This window comes from Stenotrophomonas maltophilia (genome assembly GCF_025642255.1).
Classification (GTDB): Bacteria; Pseudomonadota; Gammaproteobacteria; order Xanthomonadales; family Xanthomonadaceae; genus Stenotrophomonas; species Stenotrophomonas maltophilia_P.
In genome coordinates this window covers 2,639,972-2,653,317 of the sequence record NZ_CP106759.1, presented here as the reverse complement: position 1 = coordinate 2,653,317, position 13,346 = coordinate 2,639,972, and the positions used below count along the sequence as shown (strand labels likewise).

Genomic DNA, 13,346 nt, shown 5'->3' with positions numbered 1-13,346 from the left:
ACGTGCGGTGGTTTGTCGCGGGGTGTCCGGCCAACGGCGGAGCCCCTCGTGGCGGGTGCTTGGTCGCGTGAAGGCAAAAAGCCGTGCCTGGCCGGGCGGGTGGGCTGCGCGGGGGACGCTGCAAGTACGTCCCTGTAAGCTTGGCCGCCGCATCCATGCGGCGGACACCCCCGCGCAGCCCACCCGCCCGGCCCCTGACAGTTTCCTGCGGGGTCCGCCACGGAATGGAAGAAGAAAATCAAAGGCAACAGCGGCTCGCGCGCTGCGCTTGCTCGGCTCTGCAGAATCCCAAAAACAAAGAGGGACGCGGCGAAGCCGCGTCCCTCCTTCACATTCCGTCCCGACAACAAATGTGCTTCGATCCGTCACCGGGAAGCTGTCAGAGGTGGGGCGGGTTGGGTTCGCGGGGGTGTCCGCGGCATGGATGCCGCGGCCAAGCCCCCAGGGACGGGTTCACGGCGTCCCCCGCGAACCCAACCCGCCCCGCCCAACTCCCAGCAATCCAGAGCCTGGACCGCTGTTGCTGTTGCTGTTGCCTTGGCAGTACACGCCTGCCGCAGGCAGCGCCCGCGGCCGCCGCCGCAAAGGAAACCCCTCAGATCTTCTTCGCCAGCGCCTCGGCCAGACCGGTATAGCTGCCCGGGGTCATCTCCAGCAGCCGCTGCTTCGCATCCGTCGGCAGCTCCAGCCCCTGTACGAACGCCCGCATCGACTCGGCGGTGATGCCCTGGCCGCGGGTCAGTGCCTTCAGCTGCTCGTACGGGTTCGGCAGGCCGTGGCGGCGCATCACCGTCTGCACCGCTTCGGCCAGCACTTCCCACGCCGCATCCAGGTCGGCATCCAGGCGTTGCGGATTCACCTCCAGCTTGCCCAGTCCCTTGGCCAGCGAGTCCAGCGCCACCTGGCTGTGGCCGAAGGCGGTACCCAGCGCCCGCAGCACGGTGGAATCGGTCAGGTCGCGCTGCCAGCGGCTGATCGGCAGCTTCGCGCTGAAATGCTCGAACAGCGCGTTGGCGATGCCGAAGTTGCCTTCGGCATTTTCGAAATCGATCGGGTTGACCTTGTGCGGCATGGTCGACGAGCCGACTTCGCCTTCCTTCAGGCGCTGCTTGAAGTAGCCCAGCGAGATGTAGCCCCAGATGTCGCGGGCCAGGTCGATCAGGATGATGTTGGCGCGGCGGACGGCATCGCCGATTTCGGCGACGTTGTCGTGCGGCTCGATCTGCGTGGTGTACGGGTTGAACACCAGGCCAAGCCCGGTCACGAAGCGTTCGGCGAAGGCCGGCCAGTCCACGTCCGGGTAGCTGGCGACGTGCGCGTTGTAGTTGCCGACCGCACCGTTGATCTTGCCGGTCAGCTCGACCGCGGCGATCTGGCGGCGCTGACGCTCCAGGCGCGCCACCACGTTTGCCAGCTCCTTGCCCAGGGTGGTCGGCGAAGCGGTCTGGCCGTGCGTGCGCGACAGCATCGGCTGCGCGGCCTGGGCGTGGGCCAGGCCACGCAGGGTGGCGGCGATGCCGTCGAGCGTCGGCAGCAGCACCTCGCGGCGCGCCTGCTCGAGCATCAGGCCGTAGCTGAGGTTGTTGATGTCCTCGCTGGTGCAGGCGAAATGCACGAACTCCAGTGCCGGCGCCAGCTCGGCGTCGTCCTTCAGCTGCTCCTTGATGAAGTACTCCACCGCCTTGACGTCATGGTTGGTGGTGCGCTCGATCTCCTTCACCCGGGCGGCATGGGCGGGGCTGAAACCGCTGGCCAGCGCGCGCAGACGGGCGGTGGCGGCTTCGGAGAACGCTGCAAGCTCGACGATGCCCGGCTCGGCGGCCAGCGCCAGCAGCCACTCCACCTCGACCGTGACGCGGGCCTTGATCAGGCCGTACTCGGAGAAGATCGGGCGCAGGGCATCGACCTTGCCGGCGTAGCGGCCATCGAGCGGGGACAGGGCGAGCAGGGCGGAATCGGACATGTCGGCAGGGCGGGAGCGAGCGGCGGGGCCGATATTCTACGACGCGTGGCCTTCGCATGCTTGGCAGCACCGGGCCACGCCGGGCGCAGGGAGGCTGCGCGCTGTCCTCGCCCGGCCGGGCCCGGCGCTCCCGATGGGCAACGGTGCCGCAGATGAAACGATCCGGCCCGCTTCCGTCATGCCATGCAACGGGCAAGAGAGTATCGTGATTGCCGCCGCCAGCCCGGGAAGCGACACCCTGCCAGCCGCCGCTTCCCTTTCCCCAACTGAAGTAGTGCGGAGTCGATGCAATGAGCAAAGCTGCAAGCAAGGGTGCCTCCCGGGCGTTCCGGATCGAACACGACAGCATGGGCGAGCTGCAGGTGCCTGCCGACGCCCTGTGGGGCGCGCAGACCCAGCGCGCCGTGCAGAATTTCCCGGTGTCCGGCCAGCGCATGCCGCGCGGGTTCATCCGTGCGCTGGGTCTGGTCAAGGGCGCCGCTGCCGGCGTCAACGCCGAACTGGGCCACCTGCCCAGGAACGTGGCCAAGGCGATCCAGGCCGCCGCCGCGGAAGTGGCGGCGGGCGACTGGGACGCGCATTTCCCCATCGATATCTACCAGACCGGTTCGGGTACGTCCTCGAACATGAATGCCAACGAGGTCATCGCGACCCTGGCCAACCGCGCCGGCAAGGCCGGCAAGACCACGGTCCATCCCAACGACCACGTCAACCAGGGGCAGAGCTCCAATGACGTGATCCCGACCGCGCTGCGCGTCTCGGCGGTGCTGGCGGCGCACGAACAGCTGCTGCCCGCGCTGGCGCATCTGCGCAGGACCATCGACAGGAAGGGCCGCAGCCTGCGCAAGGTGGTCAAGACCGGCCGTACCCACCTGATGGACGCCATGCCGCTGACCTTCGAGCAGGAGTTCGGCGCCTGGTCGGCACAGCTGGCATCGGCACAGGCGCGCATCGAGGACAGCCTCAAGCGCGTCCGCCGGCTGCCGCTGGGCGGCACCGCCATCGGTACCGGCATCAATGCCGATCCGCGTTTCGGCGCTCAGGTGGCCAAGGCCCTCAAGCAGCACTCGGGTTTCAAGTTCGACAGTGCCGACAACAAGTTTGAAGGCCTGGCCGCGCAGGACGATGCGGTGGAGCTGTCCGGCCAGCTCAATGCGCTGGCGGTGGCGCTGATCAAGATCGCCAACGATCTGCGCTGGATGAATGCCGGGCCGCTGGCGGGGCTGGGCGAGATCGAACTGCCGGCCCTGCAGCCGGGCAGCTCGATCATGCCGGGCAAGGTCAATCCGGTGATTCCGGAGGCGACGGTGATGGCCTGCGCGCAGGTGATCGGTCACCACACGGCGATCACGGTGGCCGGGCAGACCGGCAATTTCCAGCTCAATGTGACCCTGCCGCTGATCGCGGTGAACCTGCTCGAAGGCATCGGCCTGCTGGCCAACGTGTCGACGCTGCTGGCCGACAGCGCCATCGCAGGCCTGAAGGTGCGCGAGGATCGCGTGGCGGAGGCGCTGGCGCGCAACCCGATCCTGGTCACTGCGCTGAACCCGATCATCGGCTATGAGAAGGCTGCGGCAATCGCCAAGCGCGCCTACAAGGAACAGCGGCCGGTGCTGGAGGTGGCGCTGGAGGACAGCGGCCTGGGCGAAGCGGAACTGCGGCGCCTGCTGGATCCGACGGCGCTGACCGCTGGCGGCATCCATGCGGGAGGCGGTGGCGGCGGTTGATCTGCCGAGCAGGCTTGCCGGGCCAATGAGAAACGCCGCCCTCGGGCGGCGTTTGCGTTCAGCGACGGTCGGCGACGATGTTGCCGAAGGTCTCGGTGTAGTCCTTGAACTCGGGGATGCGCTGGATCAGGTCGCCTGGAATGACGTCCATGCCCTCCGGCGGCTGGATCTTCACCGGCTGCATGTTCGGATCGGCCGGGGCGGCCACCAGCGTGTTCTGGCGCAGTACCTGCAGCTTGCCGAACATCGTCTGCAGCATCTGTTTCTGCGCATCGTCCAGCGGAATCTGGATCTCGTCCATCTTCATCGTGCCGTCGGCCAGGATGATGATGTTCGGTGCCGGTGGACGGCGCACGGTCACCATGCCTTCGCTGACGGAGATCTTGGGCTTGCCACGCTCTGCGCGGTGGTTGCGGTAATCCTGGTCGCAGCCGGCCAGGCCCAGGCAGAACAGGGCAGCCAGCAGCAGAAACAGCTTCTTCATGACGATTCGATCGGGGGCATCCGGGGTGCCCATTGTAAGCCCGGTGCCGGCAGCGGGGCCCGCTGCCGGCCGGGTGCGCTGATTTGTCTCAGTCGTCGAATGGAATCGAGAACGAGCCGTCGCCCTTGCCGCAGCGGTCAACGTCATTCTGCGTCATCGTCGCGTAGGCCTTGAAGGCCGGGATGTCGCGCGCCAGTGTCTGCTGACTGGCAAGCAGCGCCGGCATGCGGCTACAGATGCGCTTGAGCTCGTCTTTGAGGCGATCATACTCATTGCCGACCTGCTTCCTGACGTCGCCACCGCCGCCGAAGATGCCCTTCAACGTCGCGTCGGCGGCGTCGGCGTACGATTGATCGGCATTCAGACGGTCGGTTGAATTGGAGATCAGCAGGGCGCGATGATCCAGCAGCTGGCGGCGCTGTGCCGCATCGGTAGGGATCTGCTTGCCGTCGACCAACAGCTGACCGTCAGGGGTGATCTCCGCGCGCGGCTGCCCCTTGGCGTGGAGCGCGGTGTTGTTCCGGAGGAGCTCCCTGCGGGCCTCATCCGTGGCGTCCCGTGCCTTCTGGCCGAGGCCGCCGGAGATCTCGGCCGCGCGCGTGCCGATGGCCTTGCCTACACCATCGGCGTTGCCGTCGCAGGCCAGCAAGGGCAGGCACAGCAGGGCGGCAAGTAGCAACGGCTTGATCATGACGATTCGATCGGGGGCATCCGGGGTGCCCATTGTAAGCCCGGTGGCGGCAGCGGGGACCCGCTGCCGGCCGGCTGCGCTGAAGTGTCTTAGTTGGAGAAGGTGACCGAGCTGTCCTTCCCGCAGTCGTCGACGTCGCTCTGGTCCATGCTGGCGTAGGGCTTGAAGGCCGGCAGTTCGCGGGCAAGCGCCTGCTGGCTGGCCAGCATCGCCGGCAGGCGGTCGCAGATGCGCTTGGCCTGCGCTTCGATCTTGGCGGCCTCGGCGTTGATCCGCTTCTCCACGCCTTCGCTGTCACCGCTGAAGATACCCTTGAGCGCTTCACCGGCAGCGCTGGCACCGAGCTTGGCACCGGCCAGGCCGACATTCATCCCGTCCGTCGCGATGGCGACCACGTGACCGCGGTACTCCAGCAGCTGGCGGCGCTGCGCGTCGTTGGTCGGCACATCCTTGCCGCCGATCAGCAGATGTCCATCCGGCGTGATCTCCGCGCGCGGCTGATTGTCGGCGGAGATCTTGATGTTGCCCTCAGTGATCTCCCTGCGGGCCTCATCCATGGCTTCCTGGACTTTTCTGCCAACGCCGCTGGAGGTTTCGGCGACGCTCTTGCCGACACTGGTGTCGGGCGCGGAAGACGTGCCACCGCAGGCGATCAGCGGCAGGCACAGCAGGGTGGCAGGCAGCAGGCGCATCAGGTTCATGGCATTCCCCTCGAATCGGTGGGTTGGGATTTACTTGTTGCGGGGCAGGGTGACCCTGCCGCTGACGTTGCGGTGCACGACGTCGCCGCTGCCGCTGTGATCGACGGTCAGGTTGCCGCGCACGCCATCGACGTCGATGTCGCCGGAGCCATGGCTGCGCACGTGCACATCGCCGCCGATGTCACCCAGGTCGATGCCCCCCGAGCCCACCACGCCGATCTGGACGCTGCCCTGCACGCGCTTGAAGTCGACGTCGCCCGATCCGACCGTGTCCAGGCGTGCGTTGCCACGCACGTCGCTGATCGTGAGGTCGCCGGAGCCGACCGTGCCGACGATCGCGTCGCCCCCGATGTTGCGCGCCTTGACGTCACCCGAGCCGAGCGACAGCAGGTTCAGTGCGCTGCCACCGTCGATCTCCAGGTCGCCGGAGCCGACGGAGGCATGGATGGTGCCGCGGGTGCCGCGCGCAACGGCGTCGCCGGAGCCGACATCCACGCTCAGTGACTGCGCGTTGTCGATGCTGGCATCGCCAGAGCCGACCTTGAACTGCAGCGGCAGGTTGTCCGGCACGCTGCCGCGGATGTCCAGCCAGGCGTAGAAGTTGCCCAGGTTCAGGCCGGCACGGCTTGCGCGGCGCAGGCTGACCACCAGCTTGTCGCCTTCCCGGCGCTGGTCCAGCACCAGCTGGTCCAGCAGATCCTGGCTGGACGCGCAGGCACGGCCGTCGAGCTGACCGCCTCCACTGCGGGCGGTCACCTTCAGATCGAACTGGTTCACCTCGAACACCACCGCCTTGGCACCGGCCACGTCCAGCTTCAACGTGCGCGCAGCGGTGAACTTGCAGTTCGGTGCATCGGCGGCCAGGGCCGACAGCGGCATCAGCAACAACGCGGTACAGGCGAGCAGGGAACGCATGGGTGGTGGCTCCGGTAAGGGGTCAGATTTCGCCGGCGCGGCGGCGCAGGCGGATGGCAAGGAAGATGAAAAGCGCGCCGAACGCAGCGCCGATCCACAGTCCCGGCATCGCCAGCGACTTCAGCTGCGCGACCGGGCCCATCAGCGCGGTGACCGATTCCAGGTCCGCACGCGAGTCCTGCAGGCCGGTGCGGTAGATCAGGTCCATGCCGGGCACGCCACTGAGCAGCAGGCGACCGACGACGTTCTGCCAGAACCAGCCGCTGGTGAGCCCGAACAGGGTCATGACCTTGGTGGTGGAGACGATGATCCCGGCGAACAGCGGCAGCATCACCGCCCACAGGAACGGCTTGGACTTGGCCCAGGCCGAGCACAGCAGCAGCCAGCCGGCGGTCGGCAGCGCCCACAGGACGTAGACCGGAATCCAGGACAGGTGGCCGGCGGCCAGGGTCAGCGGGCTGGCCGGTCCCCAGATCAGGTTCATCGGGCTGCCACCGTGCAGCGCGGCCACCAGGCTGATGATGGCGAGGAAGCCGAACATGGTCAGGATGCCGGCGACCACTGCGATCAGCGGGGCGATCACCAGCGCGCTGATCACCTTGGAAAGCACGGTCTGGGTATCGGACAGTGGCAGCGATTTCCAGAACAGGATGCTGCGGTCGCGGCGGTCGTCATACAGCGCGCCAAGGCAGTAGAAGAACATCACGAACGCCAGCACCAGGAATGGCCAGGCCGAACTGAGCACCAGGGTCAGGTCGAGGCCGTTGCCCAGGTCGGCCATGTCCTTGGCACTGATGTTGCGGGTCAGCAGCGCCAGATCCAGTCCGTTGATGTTCACGTCCTCGCCATCGATGTGCAGATTGCCGTCGCGCGCAGCCCGATGCAGGGCGAACAGGCCGAAGGCGATGCCCACACCGCTCATCAGCAGCGACACCACGCCGGCAATCAGCGGCGCATAGAGGAACCCGCCACGGTTCTCCCAGTATTCACGCTTGAGCAGCCAGCGCAGCGTGCCGGCGGGGCCGACGGGATGATTGACGGCGTTCATGCGTAGGTCCCCTTCATGACAGCGACGAACAGATCAGCCAGGCCCGGGCTGCGGGTCTCGCCGAGGGAGGTGAGCTGGTCACGCGGCACGCCGTCATACAGCAGCACGGTCTTGCCGAAGGCCAGGGCGCGCTCGTCGATCGGCTTGAGCGCACGCGCGGTATCGAGCTGCTCGGCGTTGACCAGCAGCTCGGTGTAGCGTTGGCCGACATCGTCCATCTCTGCGTCGAGCACGATGCGGCCGTCGCGGATGAACATGACGTCGCTGAGGATGTGCTCGATCTCTTCGACCTGGTGGGTGGTGACGATGATCGTCTTCTGCTCGTCGAAGTAGTCCTCCAGCAGGCGCTGGTAGAACTCCTTGCGGTACAGGATGTCCAGGCCCAGGGTCGGCTCGTCGAGCACCAGCACGCGGGCGTCGATGGCCATCACCAGGGCCAGGTGCAGCTGCACGATCATGCCTTTGGACAGTTCGCGCACGCGCTGCTTCGGCTGCAGCTTGGTGTTGGCCAGGAAGCGCTCGCAGCGGGCGCGATCGAAGCGTGGATGCACGCCGGCGACGAAGTCGATGGCCTCGCGCACCTTCAGCCAGCGGGGCAGCACCGCGACGTCGGCGATGAAGCAGATGTCCTTCATCAGCTCATCCCGATGCAGGCGCGGGTCGCGGCCGAGCACGCTGAGGTCGCCTTCCACCGTGGTCAGGCCGAGGATGGCCTTCAACGCGGTGGTCTTGCCGGCACCGTTGGGTCCGATCAGGCCGATGATCCGGCCCGCCGGAATGGTGAAGCTGGCATTGTCGAGCGCGACCGTGCTCTTGTAGGCCTTGCGCAGGCCGCGGGCGGTGATGACCGCGTCGCTTGCAGCGGTACTGGTGAGGCTGGCATTCATCAGACTTTCCCCTGGGTCAGCAATTCGTCGAGGCTCAGCCCCAGGCGCTGGATGCGCTCCAGGACGGCCGGCCATTCTTCATTGAGGAAGCGCTCGCGCTCGCTGCTGCGCAGCTGCGTGGCCGCCTGCTCGGTCATGAACATGCCCAGGCCCCGGCGCTTCTCGACCAGGCCTTCGTCAGCCAGTTCCTGGTAGGCGCGCGAAACGGTGATGGGGTTGAGCTGGTAGTCGGCGGCCACCTGGCGCACCGAAGGCAGGGCATCGCCCGGCTTGAGGATTCCGTCGAGCATCATGGCGATCACGCGCTCCTTCAGCTGGCGGTAGATGGGAGCGCCGTCGCTCCACTGGATGTCGCTCATGGTCAGCTCCGTGGGGTCAGCGGCTGTGCGAACGAGAAATACGGCATGGACAGGGAGCTGTGCAGCCGACGCGGGGGGGAGGGTGAAGCTTCCGGCGTCCCGGCCGTGGGAGTGGGCGCGTCCTGCGGGGTATCGGACAGAGAGGGGGCGGCGGGCGCGCGTGGCGAGGCCAGCCACGCCATCACCAGCAGGGTCGAAACGGCGGTGATCGCGGGAGCGGTGACGTTGCGATGCATCCGGGTGTTCATGGCATACCCCCTGTCTCAGGTGACTGGTGTTGTATGCAACTATAACACCGGCACGCCGACGTGCAACCCCCGACATGACCCAACTGATGGCAGGGGGTGTCATGGCATAGACGCAATTCTGCAAGCCATTGATTTGAATGCGGAATGATGCTCGGTGGGTGCGGGCCGTCGCGTCGTTTCCATTCGGCTGCGTCCATGCTATGTCAAGCACCGGCCAGCTTCTGGCTCCGGCTGCGTTGCCGCCAATCCGCGCAAAGCGCCGGGGCGGTCGCGCGGCGGGGTGCCCCCGGGGCCGGTGCTATAGTTCGGCCGATTCCCGGCCGCTCCCGGCCGGGCCCTGTGAATGGCCACCGCGGACCGCTCCGATGCCCCTGCCGACCGTCTTCCCGCGCCGCCTGCGCGGTCTTTCCCTGCTGACCCTGCTGGCCGGGCTGGCCCTTCCCGGCCTCACCCTGGCCGCCGATCTGCTGGATGTGGACTACCGGCCCCTGGCCGGCAAGCAGCAGGTCAACCTGCAGCAGCGCTATCACGGCCAGGTGCTGCTGGTGGTCAATACCGCCAGCAAGTGCGGGTACACGCCGCAGTACGAAGGCCTGGAAGCGCTGCAGCAGCGCTATGCACGCCGCGGGTTCGCGGTCCTCGGCTTCCCGTCCAACGATTTCAAGGGCCAGGAACCCGGTGACGAAGCGCAGATCCAGGAATTCTGCACGCTGACCTATGGCGTGAAGTTCCCGATGTTCGAGAAGGTCCACGTGGTCGGCGCGCAGGCCACCCCGCTGTACCAGCGCCTGACCGCGGCAACCGGCGTGGCGCCGGGCTGGAACTTCCACAAATACCTGGTCGGCCGCGACGGCAGGGTCATCGCCCAGTTCGCCAGCAAGGTCACGCCGGATGATCCGCAGCTGATCGCGGCCATCGACAAGGCACTGGCCGCGCCCGCCGCCACGCGTTGATATCCGGCACGGATGCCTCGACATCGACGGCATGCGTGCGACAATGCTTCTTTTCGCGCCGACGTCGGCGCCCAGTCACTTCCAGGAATGCAGCGAATGAAGATGGGAATGCGCGGCGCAGCGGCGTCGGTTCTGATTCTGGCGATGGGCACTTCGGGTGTCGCTCTGTCGCAACAACCGGCGGCCCCCGCAGCCGCCAAGGAGACCGCAACCTTGAATTCCCCCAAGCAGAAGCTCGGTTACGCCATCGGCCTGGATGTCGCCAAGTCGTTCACCCCGATCGCCGATGAAATCGACGTCGCTGCCCTGCGCACGGCCGTGGAGCGTTCGTTCGAAGGCCTGCAGCCGCAGATCACCCAGGAGCAGGCCAAGGCCACCGATGCCGCCCTGCGCCAGGTCGTGATGGCCCGCAGCGGCCAGCAGGTGCCGGGCGTTGCGCCGGGCTCTCAGCCGCCGAAGGTCGATCGGGTGAAGGTCGCACAGATGATCGGCTCCTACTCGGTGGGTCCGTCGCTGGCACAGCTGAAGGACGACATTGACGTTGCGTCGCTGTTTGACGCAATCAGCACTGGTCTGAGCAAGGGCCAGCCGAAGATGACCGAGGCTGACGCCACGGCCACCATCCAGGCGTTCATGGGCGCCAAGCAGGCCGAAATGCAGGCCAAGGCTGCCCAGGCTGCACAGACCAACCGTCAGGAAGGCAACGCATTCCTGGCCAAGAACAAGACCCAGCCGGGCGTGGTGACCACGGCCTCGGGGCTGCAGTACCAGGTGATCCGCCCGGGCAGCGGCGAGCGTCCGCTGCCGACCAGCAAGGTGCGCGTGAACTACGAAGGCAAGCTGCTCGACGGCACCGTCTTTGACAGCTCCGCCAGCCGTGGCCCGGCCGAGTTCGGCCTGGACCAGGTGATCAAGGGCTGGACCGAAGGCGTCGCGCTGATGCCGGTCGGCTCCAAGTACCGCTTCTGGATCCCGGGCGAGCTGGCCTACGGTGAGAACGGCACCCCGGGCGGCCCGATCGGTCCGAACGCCACGCTGACCTTCGACGTCGAACTGCTGGGCGTCCTGCCGTAAGCCACCACGGAGCCTGCACGGACATGCGCGTTGCGATTTTCGGTACCGGTTACGTCGGCCTGGTGACGGGCACCTGCCTGGCCGATGTCGGCCACCAGGTGATCTGCGTCGATATCGACCAGGGCAAGGTCGATGGCCTGAACCAGGGCATCATCCCGATCTATGAGCCGGGCCTGGAGCCGATGGTGAAGGCCAACCACGCTGCGGCGCGGCTGGCGTTCACCACTGATGCGGCCGCGGCGATCGCGCATGGCCAGGTGGTGTTCATCGCCGTGGGCACACCGCCGGACGAGGATGGCAGCGCCGACCTGCAGTACGTGCTGGCCGTGGCCCGCACCATCGGCCGGCACATGAGCGTGCCGACCGTGGTGGTCAACAAGTCGACGGTGCCGGTCGGCACCGCCGACAAGGTCCGTGCAGCGATCACCGACGAACTCGCGGCGCGCGGCGCCGACATCGCCTTCGATGTGGTCTCCAACCCGGAGTTCCTGAAGGAAGGCGACGCGGTCGCCGACTGCATGCGACCGGACCGCATCATCATCGGTGCCACCAGCGACGAGTCGGTGGCGGTGATGCGTCGCCTGTATGCACCGTTCAACCGCAACCACGACCGCGTGGTGGAGATGGACGTACGCTCGGCCGAGCTGACCAAGTACGCCGCCAACGCGATGCTGGCGACCAAGATTTCGTTCATGAACGAGATCGCCAACATTGCCGAGCGTGTCGGCGCCGACGTCGAGCAGGTCCGCCAGGGGATCGGCTCGGACCCGCGCATCGGCTGGCATTTCATCTATCCGGGCGCCGGTTACGGTGGCTCGTGTTTCCCCAAGGATGTGCAGGCGCTGGCCCGCACCGCCCAGCAGAGCGGCCTGGAGCCGAAGCTGCTGAACGCGGTGGAAGCGGTCAACGATGCGCAGAAGGGCCACCTGTTCGCCCTGGTCCAGCGCCACTACGACAAGGGCGAGGGCGTGCGCGGCAGGACGTTCGCCGTGTGGGGGCTGGCCTTCAAGCCGAATACCGACGACATGCGCGAGGCCTCCAGCCGCCGCCTGCTGGCGCAGCTGTGGGAGGGTGGGGCGACCGTACGTGCGTTCGACCCCGAAGCCATGCACGAAGCGCAGCGCATCTTCGGTGAGCGCGATGATCTGGTGTTCTGTGACAGCGCCGATGACGCGCTGCAGGGCGCCGATGCGTTGATCGTGGTGACCGAATGGAAGCAGTTCCGCAGCCCTGATTTTTCGATGCTGCGCGAACGGCTGAAGGACGCGGTCGTGTTCGACGGCCGCAACCTGTACGACCCCGCCGAGGTCGAAGCGGCGGGCCTGGCGTACTACGGCATCGGCCGGGGGCGTTCACTGCATGTCTGAGCTGCCGACCGAACGCGAGCAGGCGCTGGAAGCGCGCCTGGTCGAGCTGGAGATGCGTGTGTCCTTCCAGGAACACGCGCTGGCCGAACTGAGCGACGCACTGGCCGATGCGCGGATGCAGGGCACCCGCAACGCCGATGTGCTGCGCGTGCTGCTGGAAGACCTGGGCAAGGTCCGCAACGCACTGAATTCCTCCGATCCGGCGAGCGAACCGCCGCCGCCGCACTACTGATCCATACCCTTATCTATGAGCGATACCCTCCGCGACCAGTTACTGGGCCTGGGCTTCAAGCCCGCGCCCAAGCCCGAGCGCAAGAATGATGGCCCCCGCCGTGATGGCCGCCCGCAGGGCAAGGGCGGCAACGGCAATGGAAAGCCGCAGGGCGCAGGCAAGGGCGAGCACACGCCCGGTGAGCGTCGCGGTCCCGGTGGTGCGCCGGGCAAGCCGGGGCAGCACCGTGGACAGGGCCCGCGCAGGCCGCGCAGTGCCGAGGAGATGGATCTGGCCAAGGCCTATGCCATCCGTGCGCAGAAGGAGAAGGAAGAGCGCATCGAAGCCGAGCGCCTGAAGCAGGAGGAAGCGCGCCAGCGCCGCGAGGCGAAGGCGAAGCTGGAAGAACTGCTGAAGGACAAGGGCCTGAATGACGAGGCGGCCGACATCGCGCGGCACTTCCCGTATGGCGGCAAGATCAAGCGGATCTATGTCACCGCGGCACAGCTGACCGCGCTCAATGCCGGCGAGCTGGGCGTGGTGCAGCTCAATGGCCGCTATCTGCTGGTCACCGCCGAGGTGCTGAACCAGGCCGAAGCCGTGTTCGCGGCCTCGGTGGCGCTGAAGGTCGATCCGGATGCCCCGGCCGAGGACGATCCCTACGCCGATCCGCAGTACCAGGTGCCGGATGACCTGGTCTGGTAAGCCTGCACCGCAG

At 67.1% G+C, this 13,346-nt stretch carries 15 protein-coding genes; 6 read left to right on the top strand and 9 right to left on the bottom strand.

The window, feature by feature from the left end; all coding sequences use genetic code 11:
- Window positions 1–595 precede the first annotated feature (595 nt).
- Window positions 596–1,963 carry an adenylosuccinate lyase gene (purB, locus tag N8888_RS12205; protein WP_263175020.1) on the bottom strand — a complete coding sequence of 456 codons (1,368 nt, stop codon included), beginning with the start codon at window positions 1,961–1,963 and terminating at the stop codon, window positions 596–598.
- A gap of 290 nt (window positions 1,964–2,253) precedes the next feature.
- Between purB and N8888_RS12200 the strand changes: the two genes are divergently transcribed.
- Window positions 2,254–3,690, top strand: coding sequence for a class II fumarate hydratase (locus N8888_RS12200; RefSeq protein WP_193396646.1), 1,437 nt, complete (start codon window positions 2,254–2,256; stop codon window positions 3,688–3,690).
- Between the two features lie 58 nt (window positions 3,691–3,748).
- On the opposite strand, the gene N8888_RS12195 is transcribed toward N8888_RS12200, so the two are convergent.
- The 8 genes from N8888_RS12195 to N8888_RS12160 form a co-directional block, all read right to left on the bottom strand.
- A complete protein-coding gene (locus tag N8888_RS12195; RefSeq protein WP_053515382.1) occupies window positions 3,749–4,174 on the bottom strand; it encodes a hypothetical protein in 426 nt (141 codons plus the stop codon).
- An 88-nt stretch (window positions 4,175–4,262) separates the two neighbouring features.
- Window positions 4,263–4,865: a YggN family protein gene (locus N8888_RS12190; RefSeq protein ID WP_263175017.1), complete on the bottom strand. Its 603-nt coding sequence runs from the start codon at window positions 4,863–4,865 to the stop codon at window positions 4,263–4,265.
- Between the two features lie 89 nt (window positions 4,866–4,954).
- Window positions 4,955–5,566 carry a YggN family protein gene (locus N8888_RS12185; protein ID WP_053515384.1) on the bottom strand — a complete coding sequence of 204 codons (612 nt, stop codon included), beginning with the start codon at window positions 5,564–5,566 and terminating at the stop codon, window positions 4,955–4,957.
- A gap of 30 nt (window positions 5,567–5,596) precedes the next feature.
- A complete protein-coding gene (locus N8888_RS12180) occupies window positions 5,597–6,481 on the bottom strand; it encodes a DUF4097 family beta strand repeat-containing protein (protein WP_263175014.1) in 885 nt (294 codons plus the stop codon).
- Window positions 6,482–6,503: 22 nt separating this feature from the next.
- Window positions 6,504–7,529, bottom strand: a complete 1,026-nt coding sequence (locus N8888_RS12175; protein ID WP_065176060.1) for an ABC-2 transporter permease — start codon at window positions 7,527–7,529, stop codon at window positions 6,504–6,506.
- Window positions 7,526–8,416, bottom strand: coding sequence for an ABC transporter ATP-binding protein (locus N8888_RS12170; RefSeq protein ID WP_065176059.1), 891 nt, complete (start codon window positions 8,414–8,416; stop codon window positions 7,526–7,528). Before N8888_RS12170 ends, N8888_RS12175 begins: the two co-directional genes overlap by 4 nt.
- Window positions 8,416–8,775 (bottom strand): GntR family transcriptional regulator, encoded by a 360-nt coding sequence (locus N8888_RS12165; protein WP_053515392.1) that lies wholly within the window; start codon window positions 8,773–8,775, stop codon window positions 8,416–8,418. The genes N8888_RS12170 and N8888_RS12165 overlap by 1 nt, the downstream gene beginning before the upstream one ends.
- Window positions 8,776–8,777: 2 nt before the next feature.
- Window positions 8,778–9,023: a hypothetical protein gene (locus N8888_RS12160; protein WP_053515394.1), complete on the bottom strand. Its 246-nt coding sequence runs from the start codon at window positions 9,021–9,023 to the stop codon at window positions 8,778–8,780.
- 365 nt (window positions 9,024–9,388) lie between these two features.
- Between N8888_RS12160 and N8888_RS12155 the strand changes: the two genes are divergently transcribed.
- The 5 genes from N8888_RS12155 (at window position 9,389) to N8888_RS12135 (ending at window position 13,333) form a co-directional block, all read left to right on the top strand.
- Window positions 9,389–9,976, top strand: coding sequence for a glutathione peroxidase (locus N8888_RS12155; protein WP_053515396.1), 588 nt, complete (start codon window positions 9,389–9,391; stop codon window positions 9,974–9,976).
- A gap of 96 nt (window positions 9,977–10,072) precedes the next feature.
- A complete protein-coding gene (locus N8888_RS12150; RefSeq protein ID WP_065176057.1) occupies window positions 10,073–11,050 on the top strand; it encodes an FKBP-type peptidyl-prolyl cis-trans isomerase in 978 nt (325 codons plus the stop codon).
- A gap of 23 nt (window positions 11,051–11,073) precedes the next feature.
- Window positions 11,074–12,417, top strand: a complete 1,344-nt coding sequence (locus N8888_RS12145) for a UDP-glucose dehydrogenase family protein (RefSeq protein WP_263175007.1) — start codon at window positions 11,074–11,076, stop codon at window positions 12,415–12,417.
- Window positions 12,410–12,649 (top strand): SlyX family protein, encoded by a 240-nt coding sequence (locus N8888_RS12140; protein ID WP_053515402.1) that lies wholly within the window; start codon window positions 12,410–12,412, stop codon window positions 12,647–12,649. The genes N8888_RS12145 and N8888_RS12140 overlap by 8 nt, the downstream gene beginning before the upstream one ends.
- A gap of 15 nt (window positions 12,650–12,664) precedes the next feature.
- A complete protein-coding gene (locus N8888_RS12135; protein WP_053515404.1) occupies window positions 12,665–13,333 on the top strand; it encodes a DUF2058 domain-containing protein in 669 nt (222 codons plus the stop codon).
- The last annotated feature ends 13 nt before the right edge of the window (window positions 13,334–13,346 follow it).

Coding starts and splice junctions, on each gene's coding strand:
- purB (WP_263175020.1), bottom strand. CDS start 1,963: ATGTCCGATTCCGCCCTGCTCGCCCTGTCCCCGCTCGATGGCCGCTAC.
- N8888_RS12200 (WP_193396646.1), top strand. CDS start 2,254: ATGAGCAAAGCTGCAAGCAAGGGTGCCTCCCGGGCGTTCCGGATCGAA.
- N8888_RS12195 (WP_053515382.1), bottom strand. CDS start 4,174: ATGAAGAAGCTGTTTCTGCTGCTGGCTGCCCTGTTCTGCCTGGGCCTG.
- N8888_RS12190 (WP_263175017.1), bottom strand. CDS start 4,865: ATGATCAAGCCGTTGCTACTTGCCGCCCTGCTGTGCCTGCCCTTGCTG.
- N8888_RS12185 (WP_053515384.1), bottom strand. CDS start 5,566: ATGAACCTGATGCGCCTGCTGCCTGCCACCCTGCTGTGCCTGCCGCTG.
- N8888_RS12180 (WP_263175014.1), bottom strand. CDS start 6,481: ATGCGTTCCCTGCTCGCCTGTACCGCGTTGTTGCTGATGCCGCTGTCG.
- N8888_RS12175 (WP_065176060.1), bottom strand. CDS start 7,529: ATGAACGCCGTCAATCATCCCGTCGGCCCCGCCGGCACGCTGCGCTGG.
- N8888_RS12170 (WP_065176059.1), bottom strand. CDS start 8,416: ATGAATGCCAGCCTCACCAGTACCGCTGCAAGCGACGCGGTCATCACC.
- N8888_RS12165 (WP_053515392.1), bottom strand. CDS start 8,775: ATGAGCGACATCCAGTGGAGCGACGGCGCTCCCATCTACCGCCAGCTG.
- N8888_RS12160 (WP_053515394.1), bottom strand. CDS start 9,023: ATGAACACCCGGATGCATCGCAACGTCACCGCTCCCGCGATCACCGCC.
- N8888_RS12155 (WP_053515396.1), top strand. CDS start 9,389: ATGCCCCTGCCGACCGTCTTCCCGCGCCGCCTGCGCGGTCTTTCCCTG.
- N8888_RS12150 (WP_065176057.1), top strand. CDS start 10,073: ATGAAGATGGGAATGCGCGGCGCAGCGGCGTCGGTTCTGATTCTGGCG.
- N8888_RS12145 (WP_263175007.1), top strand. CDS start 11,074: ATGCGCGTTGCGATTTTCGGTACCGGTTACGTCGGCCTGGTGACGGGC.
- N8888_RS12140 (WP_053515402.1), top strand. CDS start 12,410: ATGTCTGAGCTGCCGACCGAACGCGAGCAGGCGCTGGAAGCGCGCCTG.
- N8888_RS12135 (WP_053515404.1), top strand. CDS start 12,665: ATGAGCGATACCCTCCGCGACCAGTTACTGGGCCTGGGCTTCAAGCCC.